General features: G+C 67.0%; 28 protein-coding genes. All 28 read right to left on the bottom strand.

Going from position 1 to position 17,815, the window contains the following annotated elements; translation table 11 throughout:
• Nucleotides 1–66: 66 nt before the first annotated feature.
• On the bottom strand, nt 67–309 hold the full coding sequence (gene infA, locus DAETH_RS02040; RefSeq protein WP_019588656.1) for a translation initiation factor IF-1: 243 nt from the start codon (nt 307–309) through the stop codon (nt 67–69).
• A gap of 162 nt (nt 310–471) precedes the next feature.
• The gene (locus tag DAETH_RS02035; protein WP_264776283.1) at nt 472–1,065 is read right to left on the bottom strand and encodes an adenylate kinase; all 594 of its coding nucleotides are present in this window, start codon (nt 1,063–1,065) and stop codon (nt 472–474) included.
• 130 nt (nt 1,066–1,195) lie between these two features.
• A complete protein-coding gene (secY, locus tag DAETH_RS02030; protein ID WP_264776282.1) occupies nt 1,196–2,521 on the bottom strand; it encodes a preprotein translocase subunit SecY in 1,326 nt (441 codons plus the stop codon).
• 1 nt (nt 2,522) lies between these two features.
• Nucleotides 2,523–2,999 (bottom strand): 50S ribosomal protein L15, encoded by a 477-nt coding sequence (gene rplO, locus DAETH_RS02025; protein ID WP_264776281.1) that lies wholly within the window; start codon nt 2,997–2,999, stop codon nt 2,523–2,525.
• Nucleotides 2,996–3,163 (bottom strand): 50S ribosomal protein L30, encoded by a 168-nt coding sequence (gene rpmD / locus DAETH_RS02020; RefSeq protein WP_264777368.1) that lies wholly within the window; start codon nt 3,161–3,163, stop codon nt 2,996–2,998. Before rpmD ends, rplO begins: the two co-directional genes overlap by 4 nt.
• Before the next feature lie 11 nt (nt 3,164–3,174).
• Nucleotides 3,175–3,714, bottom strand: coding sequence for a 30S ribosomal protein S5 (gene rpsE / locus DAETH_RS02015; protein WP_264776280.1), 540 nt, complete (start codon nt 3,712–3,714; stop codon nt 3,175–3,177).
• A complete protein-coding gene (gene rplR, locus DAETH_RS02010; RefSeq protein ID WP_264776279.1) occupies nt 3,704–4,042 on the bottom strand; it encodes a 50S ribosomal protein L18 in 339 nt (112 codons plus the stop codon). Before rplR ends, rpsE begins: the two co-directional genes overlap by 11 nt.
• A complete protein-coding gene (rplF, locus tag DAETH_RS02005; RefSeq protein WP_264776278.1) occupies nt 4,042–4,599 on the bottom strand; it encodes a 50S ribosomal protein L6 in 558 nt (185 codons plus the stop codon). The genes rplR and rplF overlap by 1 nt, the downstream gene beginning before the upstream one ends.
• Before the next feature lie 53 nt (nt 4,600–4,652).
• Nucleotides 4,653–5,054: a 30S ribosomal protein S8 gene (gene rpsH / locus DAETH_RS02000; RefSeq protein ID WP_264776277.1), complete on the bottom strand. Its 402-nt coding sequence runs from the start codon at nt 5,052–5,054 to the stop codon at nt 4,653–4,655.
• Nucleotides 5,055–5,260: 206 nt separating this feature from the next.
• Entirely contained in the window at nt 5,261–5,446 is a 186-nt protein-coding gene (locus DAETH_RS01995) for a type Z 30S ribosomal protein S14 (protein ID WP_264776276.1), read from the bottom strand.
• 9 nt (nt 5,447–5,455) lie between these two features.
• Nucleotides 5,456–5,995: a 50S ribosomal protein L5 gene (rplE, locus tag DAETH_RS01990; protein ID WP_264776275.1), complete on the bottom strand. Its 540-nt coding sequence runs from the start codon at nt 5,993–5,995 to the stop codon at nt 5,456–5,458.
• 64 nt (nt 5,996–6,059) lie between these two features.
• Nucleotides 6,060–6,407, bottom strand: coding sequence for a 50S ribosomal protein L24 (gene rplX / locus DAETH_RS01985; RefSeq protein ID WP_264776274.1), 348 nt, complete (start codon nt 6,405–6,407; stop codon nt 6,060–6,062).
• Entirely contained in the window at nt 6,407–6,811 is a 405-nt protein-coding gene (gene rplN / locus DAETH_RS01980; RefSeq protein ID WP_102127880.1) for a 50S ribosomal protein L14, read from the bottom strand. The genes rplX and rplN overlap by 1 nt, the downstream gene beginning before the upstream one ends.
• Nucleotides 6,808–7,092 carry a 30S ribosomal protein S17 gene (gene rpsQ / locus DAETH_RS01975; RefSeq protein ID WP_264776273.1) on the bottom strand — a complete coding sequence of 95 codons (285 nt, stop codon included), beginning with the start codon at nt 7,090–7,092 and terminating at the stop codon, nt 6,808–6,810. The genes rplN and rpsQ overlap by 4 nt, the downstream gene beginning before the upstream one ends.
• Nucleotides 7,089–7,301: a 50S ribosomal protein L29 gene (rpmC, locus tag DAETH_RS01970; protein ID WP_264776272.1), complete on the bottom strand. Its 213-nt coding sequence runs from the start codon at nt 7,299–7,301 to the stop codon at nt 7,089–7,091. The genes rpsQ and rpmC overlap by 4 nt, the downstream gene beginning before the upstream one ends.
• Nucleotides 7,288–7,713 carry a 50S ribosomal protein L16 gene (gene rplP / locus DAETH_RS01965; RefSeq protein ID WP_216327075.1) on the bottom strand — a complete coding sequence of 142 codons (426 nt, stop codon included), beginning with the start codon at nt 7,711–7,713 and terminating at the stop codon, nt 7,288–7,290. The genes rpmC and rplP overlap by 14 nt, the downstream gene beginning before the upstream one ends.
• Complete coding sequence (gene rpsC / locus DAETH_RS01960; protein WP_264776271.1) at nt 7,713–8,456, bottom strand: 30S ribosomal protein S3; 744 nt, start codon at nt 8,454–8,456, stop codon at nt 7,713–7,715. Before rpsC ends, rplP begins: the two co-directional genes overlap by 1 nt.
• A complete protein-coding gene (gene rplV / locus DAETH_RS01955; RefSeq protein ID WP_264776270.1) occupies nt 8,456–8,884 on the bottom strand; it encodes a 50S ribosomal protein L22 in 429 nt (142 codons plus the stop codon). Before rplV ends, rpsC begins: the two co-directional genes overlap by 1 nt.
• Nucleotides 8,881–9,168, bottom strand: a complete 288-nt coding sequence (rpsS, locus tag DAETH_RS01950; protein ID WP_264776269.1) for a 30S ribosomal protein S19 — start codon at nt 9,166–9,168, stop codon at nt 8,881–8,883. The genes rplV and rpsS overlap by 4 nt, the downstream gene beginning before the upstream one ends.
• Nucleotides 9,169–9,180: 12 nt before the next feature.
• Complete coding sequence (rplB, locus tag DAETH_RS01945) at nt 9,181–10,014, bottom strand: 50S ribosomal protein L2 (RefSeq protein WP_264776268.1); 834 nt, start codon at nt 10,012–10,014, stop codon at nt 9,181–9,183.
• A 13-nt stretch (nt 10,015–10,027) separates the two neighbouring features.
• Nucleotides 10,028–10,315, bottom strand: a complete 288-nt coding sequence (locus DAETH_RS01940) for a 50S ribosomal protein L23 (RefSeq protein WP_264776267.1) — start codon at nt 10,313–10,315, stop codon at nt 10,028–10,030.
• Nucleotides 10,312–10,944, bottom strand: coding sequence for a 50S ribosomal protein L4 (rplD, locus tag DAETH_RS01935; protein WP_264776266.1), 633 nt, complete (start codon nt 10,942–10,944; stop codon nt 10,312–10,314). Before rplD ends, DAETH_RS01940 begins: the two co-directional genes overlap by 4 nt.
• Nucleotide 10,945: 1 nt before the next feature.
• The gene (gene rplC / locus DAETH_RS01930) at nt 10,946–11,569 is read right to left on the bottom strand and encodes a 50S ribosomal protein L3 (protein WP_264776265.1); all 624 of its coding nucleotides are present in this window, start codon (nt 11,567–11,569) and stop codon (nt 10,946–10,948) included.
• The gene (gene rpsJ, locus DAETH_RS01925) at nt 11,566–11,889 is read right to left on the bottom strand and encodes a 30S ribosomal protein S10 (RefSeq protein WP_102127870.1); all 324 of its coding nucleotides are present in this window, start codon (nt 11,887–11,889) and stop codon (nt 11,566–11,568) included. Before rpsJ ends, rplC begins: the two co-directional genes overlap by 4 nt.
• 4 nt (nt 11,890–11,893) lie before the next feature.
• Nucleotides 11,894–13,111, bottom strand: coding sequence for an elongation factor Tu (gene tuf, locus DAETH_RS01920; RefSeq protein WP_264774903.1), 1,218 nt, complete (start codon nt 13,109–13,111; stop codon nt 11,894–11,896).
• Nucleotides 13,112–13,380: 269 nt separating this feature from the next.
• Nucleotides 13,381–15,135: a gamma-glutamyltransferase gene (gene ggt / locus DAETH_RS01915; RefSeq protein ID WP_264776264.1), complete on the bottom strand. Its 1,755-nt coding sequence runs from the start codon at nt 15,133–15,135 to the stop codon at nt 13,381–13,383.
• An 89-nt stretch (nt 15,136–15,224) separates the two neighbouring features.
• The gene (locus tag DAETH_RS01910) at nt 15,225–15,629 is read right to left on the bottom strand and encodes a hypothetical protein (RefSeq protein ID WP_264776263.1); all 405 of its coding nucleotides are present in this window, start codon (nt 15,627–15,629) and stop codon (nt 15,225–15,227) included.
• An 83-nt stretch (nt 15,630–15,712) separates the two neighbouring features.
• Entirely contained in the window at nt 15,713–17,806 is a 2,094-nt protein-coding gene (gene fusA / locus DAETH_RS01905) for an elongation factor G (RefSeq protein WP_264776262.1), read from the bottom strand.
• Nucleotides 17,807–17,815: the final 9 nt, after the last annotated feature.

Below are 17,815 nucleotides of genomic sequence, written 5' to 3'. Positions count from 1 at the left end.
GCTCGACCCCCCGCCCCGGCACACTGGCCCTCGCGCGGAATCTGTTGGGTACCCGTGCCCGTCGGCCTACTTGCGGTAGACGATGCGCCCGCGCGACGTGTCGTACGGGCTGATCTCCAGAACCACACGGTCCCCCGGCAGGATGCGGATGTAGTGAATGCGCATCTTACCGCTGATGTACGCCAGAATGTCGTGCCCGGTGTCGAGCTTCACCCGGAACGTGGTGTTCGGCAGCGCCTCTTCGACCACGCCCTCCGCCCGCACGGTATCGGACTCTTCCTTCTTGCGCTTCTCCCGCTGTTCCGGCATCTTTCGTCTCGCCACGCAACCTCCAGGCTTGGTACAAGCCAAAGGAAAAGTTAGCACGGCTTCCCGGGAAGAGGCAAGCGCGGGTCACACTTCGGCCCTCGAAGACGGCAAGAACAGGGACGCGGGAGCCTCGGCGCTCTGCCGCGTCCCCAACATCGCCCCTTACGGCATCGTCCCCATGATCCGGGCGTACACCTCGTCCATCGTGCCCACCCCGTCCACATGCCGCAGGTGGCTGCGCCCCCCGTAGTAGTCGATCAGGGGCTGAGTCTGCTCGCGGTAGACCTGCTGACGCTTACGCGCGACCTCCTCGGTGTCGTCCGCACGGGGCGTCTGCCCGGAGGCGACCGCTTGCCGCCCGCGCTCGACGATGCGCTCGATCAGCACCTCGTCGGGGACTTCGAGGAGGGGCACGGCGCTGACCGGGGCGCCCAGTTCCTCGAGCAGCATGTCGAGCGCCTCCGCCTGCGCGGTCGTGCGGGGGAAGCCGTCGAAGATGACCCTGACGGGCTCCATTCCCGCGAGGCGGTCACGGATCAGGGCGATCAGAATGTCGTCGGGGACGAGCTGTCCGGCGTCGAGGATGGGTTTGACCCGCCGCCCGAGTTCGGTGCCCCGCGCCACATGGTCACGCAGGATGTCCCCGGTGCTGATCTTGGTCAGACCCCCCTCGCGGGCGAGGCGCTCGGCCTGGGTCCCCTTGCCCGCGCCGGGCGGGCCGAGGAAGATCACGACCTTGTTCTTGCGTTGCGTCACTGCTGCCTCCTGTGGGTGTACAGCATAGGGCGCGAGGGTGAAGTGCTGCACGTTCCTGCCCAGCCCTGTTCGTGCCCGGGTAACGCAAAAAACCGCCCACCACGCGGGTGAGCGGTCCAAGGGAGGGATCTCAGTTGTTCAGGCGTCCGCGAATCCGGCCCTTGCTGATGAAGCCGTCGTAGCGCCGCACCGTGAGCTGCGCTTCGAGCTGCTTGAGGGTTTCGAGCGCCACGCCCACGATGATCAGCAGGCCCGTGCCGCTGAACTGGAAGGTCGTGATGCCCGTCAGCCGTTGGACGACTTGCGGCACGACCGTCAGGATGACCAGGAAGATCGCGCCCCAGAGGCTCAATCGGCCGCTGATCCCGCCCAGGTACTCGGCGGTGGGCACACCCGGACGCACGCCGGGGATGAAGCCGCCCGCCTCACGCAGTTGCTCGCTGATGCGCCGGGGGTCGAACTGCACGCTGTTGTACAGGTACGTGAACCCGAAGATCAGCAGGCCTTCCAGCACGAGGTACCACGGGCTGCCCACCGTCAGGTACGTCTGGATAAAGGCGTTCACCCCGGGCGCCCGGGTCGCCGTGGCGCTGCCGATCAGGTTGGGGATGATCAGCATGGCCGAGGCGAAGATCACCGGAATTACGCCCGCCTGGTTCACCTTGATGGGGAGCCAGGTCGCCTGCCCGCCCAGGTTGCGCGCCGCGCCGCCCGGAGCCCCGCCCCGCGCCCGCGCGTAGGTGACGGGCACCCGCCGCTCGCCCTGGTACACGTACACGATGCCCGCGATGGTCACCAGGATGACGGCGACGAAGGCGAGAATCTGGAGCAGGGAGACCTGCTCGGTGCGGAAGAGTTCCCCGGTCGCCGCGATCTCGCGCGGGTAATTGGCGATGATGCCCGCCGTGATGATCAGGCTGATGCCGTTGCCAACTCCCACCTCGGTCATGCGCTCGCCGATCCAGAGGGTGAAGGCGATGCCCGCCACCTGGGTCAGCACCATGACAAGGACGGTAAAGAGGCCGGGGGCCCAGCCTACCGCGATGAAGGCCGGATTGCTGGTGATGTACAGCGAAAAGAACAGGGCCTGCAACGTCCCCAGCCCCACGGCGGCGTAGCGGGTGTACTGGTTGATCCGCTTGCGACCCTCCTCGCCCTCCTTGCTGAGTTTCTCCAGCGTGGGGACGGTGGTGGTCAGAAGCTGGATCACGATGCTCGCTGTGATGTACGGCAGCACGCCGAGGGCGAAGATCGAGAACTGCGAAAGATTGCCGCCCGAGATCAGGCTGATCAACCCGAAAAGGCCACCCGAGGTGGCCTGTTGGAGTGCCGCCGTGTTCACGCCCGGCGTCGGGATGGTGCTCCCGAGGCGGTACACGGCGAGCAGCAGCAGGGTGAAGACAATCTTCCGCCGCAGGTCCGGAATTCGGAACGCGTCACGGAAGGCGCGCAGCATGTTAGCCCGCCTGCTCGGCGTTCTCGCTGCCCGCGTCCGCCCCGGCGTCCGGCAGGACGACCCGTCCGCCCGCCGCCTGCACCGCCTGGACGGCAGCCTCGCTGGCGGCATCGACGTGGATCGTCACGGCGCGGGTCACCTCACCCCGGGCGAGGAGCTTGAGGGGACGGTTCTTGCGGCGCACCAGCCCCGCCCGCTCCAGCGCGGCGCGGTCGAGGGTGTCGCCCTCCACGGCCGCGAGCTGCGAGAGGTTGATGACCTCGTACGTCGTGCCGATGTTGTTGAAGCCGCGCTTGGGCAGGCGGCTGATCAGCGTCGAGCGGCCGCCCTCGAAGAACTGGCCCTTGCCCGCGCCGCTGCGTGCCTTCTGGCCCTTGTGCCCGCGCCCGGCGGTCTTGTCGGTGCCGCCGGGACCACGGCCCACGCGTTTGCGGTTCTTGCGGCTGCCGGGCGCGGGGGTAAGTTCGTGCAGTTTCACGCTTCCACCTCCAGGAGGTGCTCCACGGTCTTGATCATGCCGCGCACCGAGGGTGTATCCGCCAGTTCACGGGTGTCGCCGATCTTGCGCAGGCCCAGCGCCTTCACGGTCTCGACCTGATTACTCGGACGACCGATGACGCTGCGCCTCAGGGTGACTTTCACGGTGGAGGTGGTCACTGGGCACCTCCAGCCTGGGTGACGGGCGCGGCGGGAGCGAAGTCCACGCCACGAATCGCGCGCACCTGCTTGGCGGTGCGGAGATTTCTAAGGCCGTCGAACACCGCGTAGGCCACGTTGACCTTGTTGCGGCTGCCAAGTTCCTTCGAGAGCATGTTGGTGATGCCCGCGAGTTCGGCGATGGAGCGGGGCACGGTGCCCGCGATCACGCCCGTGCCGGGGGCGGCGGGCTTGAGCAGCACGCGGCTCGTCGAGTTCGCGCCCACGATGTCGTGGGGAATGGTGCCGTTCTCCACGGGCACCTGGATCATGTTCTTGCGCGCGATGGCCTTGGCCTTCTCGATGGCGACGGGCACCTCCTTCGCCTTGCCGATGCCCATGCCCACGCGACCATTGCGGTCCCCGAGGATCACGAGCGCGGCGAAGCGGAAGCGGCGGCCACCCTGGTAGGTCTTGGACGTGCGGTTGACGAAGAGCATCCGCTCCTCGAACTCGCTCGTCTCGCGCTCACGGTCATTTCGACGGTTAGAAGTCAAGGCCACCCTCCCGCGCCGCGTCCGCGAGCGCCTTCACACGTCCGTGGTACTTGTACCCCCCACGGTCGAAGACAACCTGCCTCACGCCCTTGGCGGCGGCGGCCTCGGCCAGCGCCCGGCCGACGGCGGCGGCGGTGTCGGTCTTGGTCCCCGTCTTGACGGCGTTGCTTGAGGCGGCGGCCAGCGTGACGCCGCTCTGGTCGTCAATGATCTGGGCGTAGATATGCTTGCTGGAGCGGAACACGCTCAGCCGGAGACGGTCCCCGGCGGCCACGCGCACCTTGCGGCGGGCGCGCAGCTTGCGGCGCTCTGCGGTCAGGTTCGCCATTACTTCTTCCCTTTCCCGCCCGTGGCACCGGCCTTACCGGCCTTGAGGGCGATCTGCTCGCCGACGAAGCGCACACCCTTGCCGTGGTAGGCGTCGGGCTTGCGCACCTTGCGGACGTTCGCCGCCACCTGCCCGACAAGCTGCTTGTCGATCCCGCTCACATCGATGCGCGTGGGCTCGGGCACCGCGAAGGTGACCCCGGCGGGCGGCTCGATGACGACGGGGTGGCTAAAGCCGATGGTCAGCTCCAGGTTCCGGCCCACCAGGCGGGCGCGGTAACCGACGCCGCGCAATTCGAGGTTGATGGTGAAGCCGTCGGAAACGCCCTTGACGGCGTTGGCGACCAGCGTGCGGGTCAGACCGTGCAGGGCGCGGTGCTCCTGGCGGTCACTGGGCCGCTCGACGAGAAGCTGGCCGTCCTGCTGGCGGATGCTCAACTCGGAGTTGAAGGGGACGGTGAGTTCGCCCCTCGGTCCCTTGACGCGGAACAGGCCGGGGTCGGCGTTCACGGTCACGCCGCTGGGCACGGCGATGGGTTGTCTGCCAATACGTGACATAGGTCTCCTTAAGTATCAGGGTCGCAAAGACCCCGTGTTCAGGGATGGGGCGATTACCAGAGAACGCAGACGACTTCGCCGCCGACGCCCTGACGACGGGCCTCACGGTCGGCAAGCAGGCCCTTGCTGGTCGAGACGACCGCCAGGCCCAGGCCGCGCTGGATGCGGGGGAGGTTGTCGGCGCTCACGTACGCGCGGCGGCCGGGACGGCTGATGCGCTCGATGTGCTTGATGACCTGCTCACGCTTCTGGCCGTACTTGAGGGTCACGCGCAGCACGTCGAACTTCTGGCCCTCGGGGCGGACGCGCTCGACGCCCGCCACATAGCCTTCGCGCACGAGGAGCCGGGCGAGTTCCTCCTTGAACTTGGAGGCCGGGATGTCGACGCTCTCCTTGTAGGTGCGCGTCGCGTTGCGGATGCGCGTGAGCATGTCGGCGATGGGGTCACTCAGCATGATTCCTCCAGGGGCGCGGTGGCCCCGGGCGGGGGGGAGGCCACCCCAAAGGGGACCTCCCGAGTCTTCCCAAAGAACCTGGTCCCGCCTCTTTTTAGCCGAGGCAAGCCCTTTCTTCTGTTGGGTCCTTCCCGTTTCCCGGACGATGACCACCTAAAAAGGGGGCGGTTCGTATCCGGGTGGGGCTGGGCGGGGTGCAGCCGGGGTTACCAGCTGCTCTTCTTCACACCGGGCAGTTCGCCCTTGTGCGCCAGCTCGCGGATGCAGATGCGGCACAGGCCGAAGAAGCGGTAGTAGCTACGGGCACGGCCACAGCGGGAGCAGCGGTTGTAGTTCTGCACAGCGAACTTGCTGCCGCGCTCCGCCTTCACAACTTTCGAGGTCTTCGCCATAAGCTTTCCTTACTTGCGGAACGGGAGACCCATCGCCTGGAGCAGCGCGCGAGCTTCCTCGTCGGTCTTGGCGGTCGTGACGATGGTAATGTCCATACCGCGCACCTTGTCGACCATATCATAGGTGATCTCGGGGAAGATCAGCTGCTCCTTGATGCCCAGGTTGTAGTTCCCGCGCCCGTCGAAGGCGTTGGGGTTGATCCCCCGGAAGTCACGGATGCGCGGCAGCCCGATGTTGATCAGCTTCTCCAGGAACACGTACATACGTTCATTGCGCAGCGTGACCTTGATGCCGACCGGCATCCCCTGGCGCAGCTTGAAGTTGGAGATGCTCTTCTTCGCCTTGGTGACGATGGGCTTTTGCAGGGTGATGAGCGAGAGCTCGCGCGCCGCCCGGTCGATGGCCTTGCTGTCCTCCTTGGAGGAGCCCAGGCCCTCGTTCACCACGATCTTCTCGATGCGCGGCACGGCCATAATCGACGAGTAGCCGAACTGCCCCATCAGCGCGGGGCGCACCTGCTCGTTGTACTTCGTTTTGAGCGTCTGCATGTCTCTTGCCTCTCTTCGGGCGGCCTTTGTCGCCCGGGATCACGCGCTGGGGCGTGGCCCTGAATTAGTCGATGACCTTGCCGCTCTTCACGGCGACGCGGACCTTCTTGCCGTCCACGAGGGTCTTGCGCACGCGGGTGGCCTTGCCGGTCTCGGGGTCCACCAGCGCAACCTTGCTCGCGTGCATGGCGCCCTCGCGCTGCTCGATGCCGCCCTGGGGGTTGCTCGCCGAGGGCTTGACGTGCTTGGTCACGAGGTTCACGCCCTCAACGACGACCTTGGCGTCCTCGGGGAGAGCGAGCAGCACCTTGCCGGTCTGGCCCTTGTGCTTGCCGCGCAGGACGACCACGGTGTCGCCCTTCTTGACGTGGAGCTTGTTGTTGTGGTGGGACCCGGCACTGGGAAGAGGCATTACAGCACCTCCGGCGCGAGCGACACGATCTTCATGAAACGGCGGTCGCGCAGTTCGCGGGCGACCGGCCCGAAGACGCGGGTGCCGCGCGGTTCGCCCTGGTTGTTGATGATGACGGCGGCGTTCTTGTCGAAGCGGATGGTCGAGCCGTCGGCACGCTTGATCGCGTGGCTGGTCCGTACGACGACGGCCTTCACCACGTCACCGGCCTTCACACCGCCGCGCGGGGCCGCGTCCTTGACCGAGGCGACGATGATGTCCCCCACGTGGGCGTACCGCTTGTTGCCGCCGCCGCCGGTGGTCAGGCCCTTGCCGCCGATGCCGCTGTTGAGCACGCGAATGCACATGATCTCGCGTGCGCCGCTGTTGTCCGCCACGTCGAGGCGGGACTGGGGCATGATCATGCCTGGCCCCCTTCGGTCTCGACCGCCGTGGTCTCGATGCCGCGCGGGCGCTCGATCAGTTTGGTGACCTTCCAGGTCTTCGTCTTGCTGATCGGGCGCACGGCGATGATCTCCACGCGGTCACCGATTCGGTACTCATTGGTCTCGTCGTGCGCGGCGTACTTCTTGCTGCGCGTCACGACCTTGCCGTACAGGGGGTGCGTGAAGCGGCGCTCGACCTTGACGCTCACCGTCTTGTCGGCCTTGTCGCTCACCACGACGCCCGTGAAGGTCTTTTTCATCGGCTCTCTCCCGTGGTCTGGGCGCGCGTCAGCTCACCCTTGATGGTGTTGAGCTGGGCGACCTCGCGGCGAAGCTGCTGAACGCGGTGCGGCTGGGCGAGGTTGCCCATCGCGCCCTGGAAGCGCAGCTCCATCAGTTCCTTCTTGCGGGCGGCGATCTCGCGGTCGAAGTCGGCCGGCCCGAAGCTCCTCATCTCACTGGGCTTCATCGTAGACCTCGCGCTTGACCATCTTGGTCTGGATCGGGAGCTTGTGCCCGGCGAGGCGGAAGGCCTCCTTGGCCTGCTCCTCGGTCACGCCGGAGACCTCGAACATCACGCGGCCCGGCTTCACGACGCTGACCCAGAACTCGACCGCACCCTTGCCTTTGCCCATTCGGGTCTCGGCGGGCTTCTTGGTCACGGGCTTGTCGGGGAAGATGCGGATGTAGATCTTGCCGCCGCGCCGGAAGTGGCGGCTCATCACGATGCGGCACGCCTCGATCTGGTTGGAGCGAATCCAGGCGGGCTCCAGCGCAACGAGGCCGTAGTCGCCGAAGGCCACGTAGTCGCCGCCCTTGGCGTCGCCGGTCATCCGGCCACGGTGCTGTTTACGGAACTTGGTGCGCTTGGGAAGAAGCATCACTCACCTCCGGGACGGCGCCGCGCGGTGGGACGGCGGCGGTTCGGGCGGTCGCCCTCAGGGCGGCGCTCGTCGTTGCGGCGGGGCGGGCGGGCGAGCGTCTCGGTCTTGCCGCCGATCACCTCGCCGTTGAACACCATCACCTTGATGCCCAGCGAGCCGTAGGTCGTCTCGGCGCGGGCGGTGCCGTAGTCGATGTCGGCACGCAGGGTGTGCAGCGGCACGCGGCCTTCGAGCACCTTCTCGGTGCGGGCCTGCTCGGCGCCACCGAGGCGGCCGGAGAGGATCACGCGGACGCCACGGGCGCCGGATTCCATCACCCGCTGGGCGGCCTGCTTCATGGCGCGGCGGAAGGCGAAGCGGCGCTCGATCTGCTCGGCGATCCGCAGGGCCACCAGCGGCGCGCTGATGTTGGGGTTGGGAATCTCGGCGACGTTGACGGCCACCGTGCCGGCGCTGACGACCCGCTCGATGTCACCGCGAAGCTGCTTGATGCTCTCGCCGCCCTTGCCGATCACGATGCCGGGCTTGGCCGCGCTGATAATCACGTTGACCTGCTGGCCCGCGCGCTCGATCTCGATGCGGGCGATGCCGGCGGCAGCAAGCTTCCGGGTCACCAGGGTGCGAATCTTCTCGTCTTCCTTGACGAGCTTGGAGTACTGCTTCTTCCCGGCGTACCAGCGGCTGTTCCAGCCCCGGGTGATCCCCAGGCGGAAGCCGTTCGGGTTGATCTTGTTGCCCATTATCTGTTCCCCCTGACGCTGCGGGCCTCGCGCTCACCCACGATGATCGTGATGTGGCTGGTGCGCTTCTTGATGATGTTGGCGCTGCCACGGGCGCGGGGAATCAGGCGCTTGAGAGTCGGTCCGGCGTCCACATACGCTGCCTTGATCACGAGGCGGTCTTCGAGCATCTCGTCGTTGTTCACGGCGTTGCTCTTGGCGCTCTTCAGGACCTTGGCGACGGGCTCGGAGGCCGCGCGCGGGATGAAGCGCAGCAGGTCCTCGGCCTCGGCGACGCTCTTACCGCGAATCACGTCGACGACGAGGCGCACCTTGCGTGGGCTCATGCGCACGTACTTCGCCACGGCGTACCCGGGCTTACGCAGCTTGACCTGCTGCTTGCGCTGCTTCTTGTTGCGGAAGGTCTGTTCGGTGCCGGGAGCGGTCATTTCTTCTTGCTCCCCTTGGCACTCTTCTCGCTGCCGTGCCCACGGTACGTGCGAGTCGGCGAAAACTCACCGAGCTTGTGGCCGATCATCTGCTCGTTCACGAAGACCGGGATGTGCTGCTTGCCGTTGTGAACCGCGATGGTGTGGCCGATCATTTCGGGCACGATGGTCGAGCGGCGGCTCCACGTCTTGATGACGCGCTTGTCGCGGCGCTCGTTCTGGGCGTCCACCTTCTTCAGGAGGTGGTCATCCACGAACGGCCCTTTCTTCAGGCTGCGGGGCATCTTCTACCCTCCTTACTTCCCGGCGCGCCGGGAGATGATGAAGCGGTCGCTGATCTTGCGCTTCTTGCGGGTCTTCAGGCCCTTGGCAAGCTGGCCGGTCGGACTGACGGGCTGGCGACCCGCGCCGGTGCGGCCCTCACCACCGCCGTGCGGGTGGTCGACCGGGTTCATCGCGCTGCCGCGCACGTGGGGCTTCTGGCCGAGCCAGCGGCTGCGCCCCGCCTTGCCGATCACGATGTTCTTGTGCTCGGCGTTGCCCACCGCACCGATGGTCGCGTAGCACTCGCTGTGGATGCGGCGCAACTCGCCGCTGGGCAGGCGCAGGATCACGTAGTCGCGCTCCTTGCCCTGCACCTGGATCGAGGTCCCGGCGCTTCGAGCGATCTGCGCGCCCTTGCCGGGCACCATCTCGACCGAGTGCACCACCGCGCCGACCGGCACGAAGCGCAGCGGCAGGGCGTTGCCGAGCTTGGGCTCCGCCTCAGGGCCTGCGTTCACAATCTGGCCGACGGTCAGCCCCTCGGGAGCGAGGATGTAGCGCTTCTCGCCGTCCACGTAATGCAGCAGGGCAATGCGGGCGCTGCGGTTGGGGTCGTACTCGATGGCAGCCACTTTCGCGGTCACGCCCGCCTTGTCGCGGCGCTTGAAGTCGATGATGCGGTAGAGGCGCTTGTGTCCGCCGCCGATGAAGCGGCTGGTCACGCGACCGTGATTGTTGCGCCCGCCCGTCTTGGGGAGGGGCGTGGTGAGCGCCTTTTCGGGGCGCTTCTTGGTCAGGCCCGAGAAGTCCGCCGTCGTCATCTGGCGACGCGACGGGGTGTACGGGCGGTATTTCTTGACGGCCATGTTCAGTCTCTCCTTAGGCCAGGGCCTCAAGGGCCTCAATCTTCTGGCCTTCGGCGAGGCGCACGATGGCCTTCTTGCGGTCCGCGCGGTGGCCGATGAACTTGCCCACGCGCTTGCGCTTGCCTGCGACGTTCATGGTGCTGATGCCGATCACGGTTACCCCGAACGCCTGCTGCACGGCGGCCTTGATCTCGGTCTTCGTCGCCTTGGGATCGACCCAGAACGAGTACGCCCCACGCTCCATACCCGCGTACGCCTTCTCGCTGATGACGGGCTGCTTGATGATGTCGTAGAAACTCATTGCGCGGCCCCTTCCCCATCAGCACCGGCCTGCACTTCGGTCTGAGCAGGCTCCAGCGCCACCGCGTCGATCACCAGGCGCTCGTGGCGCAGGATGTCGTACACGTTCAGGCCCGCGACGGGCAGCACGGTCGCCCAAGCGACGTTGCGCGCCGCCAGACGGGTCTGCGCGTCGTCGGTGACGATCAGCACACGCTCGCCGCCGTCCATGCCGTTCTCTTTAGCCCAGGTGACGAAGCCCTTGGTCTTGCCGTCGAGGCCGAAGCCGTCCACCGCGAGGAGCTTGCCACTTCTCTGGCGGTCGGCGAGGGCCATCGCCAGGCCGAGCTGCCGGACCTTGCGGGGCAGGGTGTAGGCGTAGGAGCGGGGCTTGGGGCCGAACGCAACGCCGCCGCCCACGAAGGTGGGCACAGAGCGGTCGCCGTGACGGGCGTTACCCGTGCCCTTCTGGCTGTACATCTTCTTGCCGGTGCGGTTGACCTCGGCGCGCGTCTTGGTGCTGGCCGTGCCACGACGGCGGCCCGCGAGCTGCCAGGTCACGACCTCGTGTAGCACGTGGGGGTTCACTTCCGGCAGGTCGAGCTCGATGGAGCGACCGCCGTTTTGACCGATGACGTTGATCTGCGCCATCTTACCTGCCTCCCTTGACGGCCTGGCGCAGGATCACGAGCCCGCCGTTCGCGCCGGGGACGGCCCCCTTCACGAGGATCAGGTTCTCACCCGCGCGAACCTCGACGACTTCGAGGTTTTGCACGGTGACGCGCTCCATGCCCATGTGCCCGGCCATCTTCTTGCCCTTGTACACGCGGCCCGGCGTCTTGCGCTGGCCGATGGATCCGGGGCGGCGGTGCCACTTCTTCGAGCCGTGGCTCGCGGGACCACCCTGGAAATTCCAGCGCTTCATGACGCCCTGAAAGCCCTTGCCCTTGCTGGTGCCGGTCGCGTCGATCTTCTCGCCCGCCGCGAAGATGTCCACGTTGACGGTGTCACCCTCGGGGGCGAAGTCGCGGAACTCGCGCAGGAAGCGCACCGGGGACACGCCCGCCTTGCGGAAGTGCCCGAGCAGGGGCCTCGTCACACGCTTCTCGTGCTTGGGCGCGAAGCCGATCTGCACGGCCTCGTAGCCGTCGGTCTGCCGCGTCTTGCGCTGCACGACGGGGCAGGGACCGGCCAGCACGACCGTCACGGGCACCGCGCGGTCGCCGCGCCAGATCTGGGTCATGCCGATCTTGGTGCCGAGGATACCCTTGGTCATGCCCGGCCCCCGACGGTCTTGATCTCGATGTCCACGCCCGTGGGGAGGTCGAGGGTCATGAGACTGTCAATCGTCTTCTTGGTGGGGTTCATGATGTCCACCAGACGGTTGTGGGTGCGAATCTCGAAGTGCTCGCGAGCGTCCTTGTACTTGAAGGGCGAGCGCAGCACCGTGAAGCGGCGGATGCGGGTGGGGAGCGGCACGGGACCGCTCACGTCCGCCCCGGTGCGCCGGACCGTGTCCACGATCTTGCTTGCGGACTGGTCCAGCGCCTTGTGGTCGAAACCACGCAGTTTGATGCGAATCTTCGGGGCGACCATATTGTTACTCCAGGACCTTGGTGACGACGCCGGCGCCGACGGTGCGGCCACCCTCGCGGATGGCAAACCTCAGGCCCTCTTCCATGGCGATGGGCTTGATCAGTTCCACCGAGAAGGTCACGTTGTCCCCCGGCATCACCATCTCCACACCCTCCGCCAACTGCACCACACCGGTCACGTCCGTCGTGCGGAAGTAGAACTGAGGACGGTACCCCCCAAAGAACGCCGAGTGACGCCCCCCCTCGTCCTTGGACAGCACGTAGACGCTGGCCTCGAACTTGGTGTGCGGCTTGATGCTGCCCGGCTTGGCCAGCACCTGACCGCGCTCCACGTCGTCGCGAGCGACGCCGCGCAAGAGAACCCCCACGTTGTCCCCGGCCATGCCCTGGTCGAGCAGCTTGCGGTGCATCTCGATGCCGGTCACGGTGGTCTTCTTGGTGTCACGCAGCCCGATGATCTCGACCTCGTCCTGGACCTTGACCACACCACGCTCCACACGCCCGGTGGCGACGGTGCCGCGTCCGGTGATGGTGAAGACGTCCTCGACCGGCATCAGGAAGGTCTTGTCAGTGGCGCGCTCGGGGGTAGGGATGTAGCTGTCCACCGCGTCGAGCAGTTCCCAGATCTTGTCGACCCACGGGTTCTCGCCGCGCGCGGTCTTGGGGTTCTGCTGCAGCTGTTCCAGCGCCTGCAAGGCGCTGCCACGCACCACCGGCAGATCATCCCCGGGGAACTCGTACTTGCTGAGCAGCTCGCGCACTTCCATCTCGACCAGTTCGAGCAGTTCCTCGTCGTCGACCATGTCGACCTTGTTCATGAACACGACGATGTAGGGCACGCCCACCTGACGGGCCAGCAGGATGTGCTCGCGGGTCTGGGGCATCGGGCCGTCAGCGGAGCTGACGACCAGAATGGCGCCGTCCATCTGGGCCGCGCCGGTGATCATGTTCTTGACGTAGTCGGCGTGGCCGGGGCAGTCGACGTGCGAGTAGTGGCGGCTCGGCGTGTTGTACTCGACGTGGGCGGTGTTGATGGTGATGCCACGGGCCTTTTCTTCGGGGGCCTTGTCGATCTGGTCGTAGGCCAGTTTCTCCACCGTCGGGTCTGCCGCTGCGGCGGTGAAGGTGATGGCGGCCGTCAGCGTGGTCTTGCCGTGGTCGACATGCCCGATTGTCCCCACGTTCACGTGGGGCTTCGTCCGCTCAAACGTTCCCTTTGCCATGTTCTTTGCTCCTCCAAGCGGTGGGCCCATACCTTTCCGTCCCTTTGGTCGGGTGCAGGGTCCACATTGGGTTGATTCCCGCCGGGGCCCGTCCCCTCTTCAGGGCTGGCCTCACGGCACGTTGCGCCGACGCTTTTCAGCGCACCGAAGGCATAGATTAGCGGAAAGGGCGGGAGATGGCAAGTCGGGCCCGGCGAGTGCCGCTCGTGCTGCACAGCAAAAGGAACGGGGCCGTCCGGGATGCTGGACGGCCCCCTCCCCCGATCTGCTTACCGGCCGCTTTGGACCAGGGCGCTCCCACCCCCGGCCCGTCTGGGTTCGGCCGCCGCCGTTACCGTGCCGTCGGGGTTGAATTGGATGGCGGTCAGCCTGCCGATCTCGGGCGTGGGCGCCCACCTGTAGCCCAGCCCCGCCAAGCCCTGAGCGAGCGGCGTATTCTCGCCCCCCAGGTCCACGCCGGTCGTCGCCGCGTTGCGCTGCGAGAAGCGGGGGACGGTGAAGGCCTCGGCGAGCGTCCTCTTGCGGTCGATCACATCGAACAGGGTTTGCAACACCGTGGTGATGATGGTCGAGCCGCCCGGGCTGCCGAGCGCCATCACCGGTTTGCCCTCCCGGAAGACGATGGTGGGGCTCATGCTGGAGCGTGGCCGCTTGCCCGCCTCGGGGACGTTGGGGTGGGGCGCGACCGGGTCGAAGTCGGTCAGCTCGTTGTTGAGGAGGAAGCCGTGGCCCGGCACCACCATCCCGTTCCCGCCGATGGACTCGATGGTGAAGGTGTAGGCGACGATGTTGCCGTCCCTGTCGCTGACGGTCAGGTGGGTCGTGTCGTTGCCCTCGAACCCGGCGGGGGCGGGGCGCAGGGGATAGCTGGGGTCGGTCTGGAACTTGAAGGGATCGCCGGGTGGAACGGAGCCGGGCGCGGCCTGGGAGCCGATCAGGGCGCGGCGTTCGGCGGCGAACTCCCGGCTGAGCAGCCCGTTCCTGGGCACGTCCGTGTACTCGGGGTCGGCCATGTAGGCGCCCCGGTCGGCGAAGGCGAGGCGCGAGGCTTCGAGGTACTTCTGGTACGCCTCCGGCTCGCTCATGGCGGAGAGGTCGTAGCCCTCCATGATGTTCAGCGCCTCGGCGATTGTCAGGCCGCCGCTGGAGGGGGGCTGCATCCCGTAGATCGTGTAACCCCGGTAGGTGCTCACCACGGGCGGACGGAGGCGGGCCTCGTAGTTGGCGAGGTCGGCGAGGGTCATGTTGCCCCTGCGGACGTTGAGGGTCGTGCCCTCGGCCACGGGCGGGTTGTTGACGGTCGCCGCGATGGCCTGCGCGATCTCGCCCGTGTAGAAGCCCGCCGCCCCCTGCCGCGCAATCGTCTCGTAGGTGCGGGCGAGGTCGGGGTTGTTGATCCGCCTGCCCACGGCGGGGGGTTGCCCGTTGGGCAGGTAGAGTGAGGCGGTGCTCGTGAAGGCGCGGAAGCGGGCCTCGTTCTCCTGCACCTGGTTGCGGAAGTTCTGGTCCACGACGAAGCCGTACCGCGCCGTCACGATGGCCGGGGTGAGCACCCGGCGCAGGCTGAGCGTGCCGTAGCGCGACAGCGCCTCCTGCCAGCCCCGCACCGTGCCGGGCACCCCCGCCGAGAGGCCGCTCGTCACCCGCTGGTCGAAGGGGATCGGCTGCCCGTTCTCGATGAAGACGGTGGGGGTAAACGACGCCGGGGCCGTCTCGCGGTGGTCGATGGTGACGACCCGGTTCTCCTTCGCCAGGTAGATCACCATGAAACCGCCGCCCCCGATCCCGCAGGAGAAGGGCTCGGTGACGCCGAGCGTGGCCGCCGCCGCCACCGCCGCGTCCACGGCATTCCCCCCGGCTTCCAGAATCCGCATGGCCGCCCGGCTCGCGTCGAGGTCCACCGTCGCCACGGCCCCACCCGTCCCGGTCGCCAGCGGCACCTTGCTCCCGGCCGACCCGGTCTGTGCCTGCCCCATGCCCCCCAGGAGCAGAGCCGCCCCCAGCAACACCACGCCTCGTTTCATGTGTGCCCCCTCGCCCCTCTTTCTGTGAGGTGACCACCATAACAAAGGCGCCGCCCGGGGAAGGCGGCGTATGAAGGTCAGGCACCCGCTTACCGGCTGGTGTACCGCTGCACGTCCCGGTCGAAGGCGCCGATGAGCATGAAGATGCCGAGGACCGTGCCGAGGGGGAAACTCAGCAGCGAGAGCACCCCGAGCACGATGCTGACGATCCGGCCCCACGACCGCCCCTCCAGCACCGCCCGGCGCGTGAAGTACAGCAGCAGCACGAAGGCCGCCGTGAGCGCGAAGGCCACCCACAGCACCGACGTGACCGCCTCCGGGGGGAGAGTGGTGGCGGGCGTCCCGGTCTGCCGGGCGTAGTCGTCGAGCAGGGTGTTGACGAAGCCGCCCGCGAAGGGAAGGAGGAGCAGGGACAGGCCGTTGAGCACGAGCTGGATCAGGAGGGGAACGGTGATGAAGGGGAGGCGCTGGGGGCGGGGGCCGGGTGCAGTCATACCAGCAGCCTAACGTTCCCGGAGAAGGCGACCAAAAGAAGGAGCCGTCCCCACTGGAGACGGCCCCGAACCCCCGGGAGGGTTTACTTCTTCATGAGTTGCTGGGCGAGGTTGTTGGGCACCTGGCTGTAGTGATCGAAGAACATGGAGTAGCTCGCGCGGCCCTGCGTCATCGAACGCATGTCGGTCGCGTAGCCGAACATCTCGGAGAGGGGGACGAACGCCCGGACGATCTGGGCATTGCCGCGCGCCTCCATGCCCTGAATCTGGCCACGGCGGCTGTTCAGGTCCCCGATGATGTCGCCCATGTAATCCTCGGGCACCGTCACCTCGACGCGCATGACGGGCTCCAGCAGCGCCGGGGCACCCTTCTGCACGGCCTCCTTGAGGGCCATCGAACCGGCGATCTTGAACGCCATTTCGCTGGAATCGACCTCGTGGTACGAGCCGTCGTAGATGGTGACCTTCATGTCCACGACCGGGAAGCCCAGCATCGGCCCCGACTGCATGGCCTCCTCGATGCCCTTCTGGGCGGGAGCGATGAACTCCCGGGGCACGGTGCCGCCCACCACGGCGTTCTCGAAGACGAAGCCCGCACCCGGCTCCAGCGGCTCGGCCTTGATCTTCACGTGGCCGAACTGCCCGCGTCCACCCGATTGCCGGACGAACTTGCCCTCCACGTCCGCCGGACGGGTGATCGTCTCGCGGTACGCCACCTGGGGAGCGCCCACATTCGCGTCCACCTTGTACTCGCGCTTCAGGCGGTCTACCAGGATTTCGAGGTGCAGCTCGCCCATGCCCGAGATGGTGGTCTGGCCGCTCTCCTGGTCGGACTCCACGCGGAAGGTCGGGTCCTCCTCGGCGAGCTTCTGGAGCCCGACACCCATCTTCTCCTGGTCGGCCTTCGTCTTGGGCTCGATGGCGAGCTTGATGACGGGCTCGGGCACGTCGATGCTCTCCAGCAGCACGCGGTCCTCGCCGTCGGCGATCAGGGTGTTGCCGGTGCCCGCGTCCTTGAGACCGATCACGGCGCCGAGTTCACCGGCCTTGAGTTCGGTGACCTCCTCGCGGGAGTTGGCATGCATCTTCAAGAGGCGGCCCACGCGGTCACGCTTGTCCTTGGAGGCGTTGTACACGTAGGAGCCCGACTGCATGGTGCCCGAGTAGACGCGCACGAAGGTCAGGCGGCCCACGTAGGGGTCGGCCATGATCTTGAACGCGAGCGCGGCCAGCTTGCCCTCGGGGTCGGCCGGGAACTCGACCGTATCCTCGCTGTCCTCGAGCTTGCCACGGATGGCGGGCACCTCAAGGGGGCTGGGCAGGTAGTCGATCACGGCGTCGAGCAGAAGCTGCACGCCCTTGTTCTTCAGCGCGCTGCCGCACAGCACCGGGAAGATACGCTGCGCGATGGTGCCCTGACGCAGAGCGGTGACGATCTCCTCGACGGTGGGTTCTTCCCCCTCGAGGTACTTCATCATCACGTCCTCGTTCACCTCGGCGGCGGCCTCGATCAGCGCGGCGCGCATCTCGGTGACCTTGTCCGCGTACTCGGCGGGAACGTCATGCTCCTGGATCTCGGTGCCCAGGTCATTGGTGTACGTGTACGCCCGCTGGCGCACCACGTCGATGATGCCCTTGAACTCGCTCTCCTGCCCCATCGGGTACTGCACGGGGGCGGGAATCGCGCCCAGGCGCTCGCGGATGTCACCCAGCACGAGTTCGAACGAGGCGCCCGTCTTGTCCATCTTGTTGGCGAAGGCGATGCGGGGCACCCCGTAACGGTCGGCCTGACGCCACACCGTCTCGGACTGGGGCTCCACGCCCTGCGAGGAGTCGAACACCGCGACCGCGCCGTCGAGCACACGCATGGACCGCTCCACCTCGATGGTGAAGTCCACGTGGCCGGGCGTGTCGATGATGTTGACGGTGTATTCCTGGTCGGTGCCGGAACGCTTCCACTTGGCGGTCGTAGCGGCGGCGGTGATGGTGATGCCGCGCTCGCGCTCCTGCTCCATCCAGTCCATCGTCGCCGCGCCGTCGTGGACCTCGCCGATGTTGTGGGTGCGCCCGGTGTAGTACAGGATGCGCTCGGTGGTCGTGGTCTTGCCCGCGTCGATGTGCGCGGCAATCCCGATGTTGCGGAAGTGGGTGAGGTAGCTCTGGGCTTTGGTGGTCATGAGTGACTC

Source organism: Deinococcus aetherius (genome assembly GCF_025997855.1).
Classification (GTDB): Bacteria; Deinococcota; Deinococci; order Deinococcales; family Deinococcaceae; genus Deinococcus; species Deinococcus aetherius.
The sequence above is the reverse complement of the archived record's forward strand: the minus strand, read 5'-3'. Positions and strand labels throughout refer to the sequence as shown.

Coding starts and splice junctions, on each gene's coding strand:
- infA (WP_019588656.1), bottom strand. CDS start 309: ATGCCGGAACAGCGGGAGAAGCGCAAGAAGGAAGAGTCCGATACCGTG.
- secY (WP_264776282.1), bottom strand. CDS start 2,521: ATGCTGCGCGCCTTCCGTGACGCGTTCCGAATTCCGGACCTGCGGCGG.
- rplR (WP_264776279.1), bottom strand. CDS start 4,042: ATGGCGAACCTGACCGCAGAGCGCCGCAAGCTGCGCGCCCGCCGCAAG.
- rplF (WP_264776278.1), bottom strand. CDS start 4,599: ATGTCACGTATTGGCAGACAACCCATCGCCGTGCCCAGCGGCGTGACC.
- rpsH (WP_264776277.1), bottom strand. CDS start 5,054: ATGCTGAGTGACCCCATCGCCGACATGCTCACGCGCATCCGCAACGCG.
- DAETH_RS01995 (WP_264776276.1), bottom strand. CDS start 5,446: ATGGCGAAGACCTCGAAAGTTGTGAAGGCGGAGCGCGGCAGCAAGTTC.
- rplE (WP_264776275.1), bottom strand. CDS start 5,995: ATGCAGACGCTCAAAACGAAGTACAACGAGCAGGTGCGCCCCGCGCTG.
- rplX (WP_264776274.1), bottom strand. CDS start 6,407: ATGCCTCTTCCCAGTGCCGGGTCCCACCACAACAACAAGCTCCACGTC.
- rplN (WP_102127880.1), bottom strand. CDS start 6,811: ATGATCATGCCCCAGTCCCGCCTCGACGTGGCGGACAACAGCGGCGCA.
- rpsQ (WP_264776273.1), bottom strand. CDS start 7,092: ATGAAAAAGACCTTCACGGGCGTCGTGGTGAGCGACAAGGCCGACAAG.
- rpmC (WP_264776272.1), bottom strand. CDS start 7,301: ATGAAGCCCAGTGAGATGAGGAGCTTCGGGCCGGCCGACTTCGACCGC.
- rplP (WP_216327075.1), bottom strand. CDS start 7,713: ATGCTTCTTCCCAAGCGCACCAAGTTCCGTAAACAGCACCGTGGCCGG.
- rpsC (WP_264776271.1), bottom strand. CDS start 8,456: ATGGGCAACAAGATCAACCCGAACGGCTTCCGCCTGGGGATCACCCGG.
- rplV (WP_264776270.1), bottom strand. CDS start 8,884: ATGACCGCTCCCGGCACCGAACAGACCTTCCGCAACAAGAAGCAGCGC.
- rpsS (WP_264776269.1), bottom strand. CDS start 9,168: ATGCCCCGCAGCCTGAAGAAAGGGCCGTTCGTGGATGACCACCTCCTG.
- rplB (WP_264776268.1), bottom strand. CDS start 10,014: ATGGCCGTCAAGAAATACCGCCCGTACACCCCGTCGCGTCGCCAGATG.
- DAETH_RS01940 (WP_264776267.1), bottom strand. CDS start 10,315: ATGAGTTTCTACGACATCATCAAGCAGCCCGTCATCAGCGAGAAGGCG.
- rplD (WP_264776266.1), bottom strand. CDS start 10,944: ATGGCGCAGATCAACGTCATCGGTCAAAACGGCGGTCGCTCCATCGAG.
- rplC (WP_264776265.1), bottom strand. CDS start 11,569: ATGACCAAGGGTATCCTCGGCACCAAGATCGGCATGACCCAGATCTGG.
- rpsJ (WP_102127870.1), bottom strand. CDS start 11,889: ATGGTCGCCCCGAAGATTCGCATCAAACTGCGTGGTTTCGACCACAAG.
- tuf (WP_264774903.1), bottom strand. CDS start 13,111: ATGGCAAAGGGAACGTTTGAGCGGACGAAGCCCCACGTGAACGTGGGG.
- ggt (WP_264776264.1), bottom strand. CDS start 15,135: ATGAAACGAGGCGTGGTGTTGCTGGGGGCGGCTCTGCTCCTGGGGGGC.
- DAETH_RS01910 (WP_264776263.1), bottom strand. CDS start 15,629: ATGACTGCACCCGGCCCCCGCCCCCAGCGCCTCCCCTTCATCACCGTT.
- fusA (WP_264776262.1), bottom strand. CDS start 17,806: ATGACCACCAAAGCCCAGAGCTACCTCACCCACTTCCGCAACATCGGG.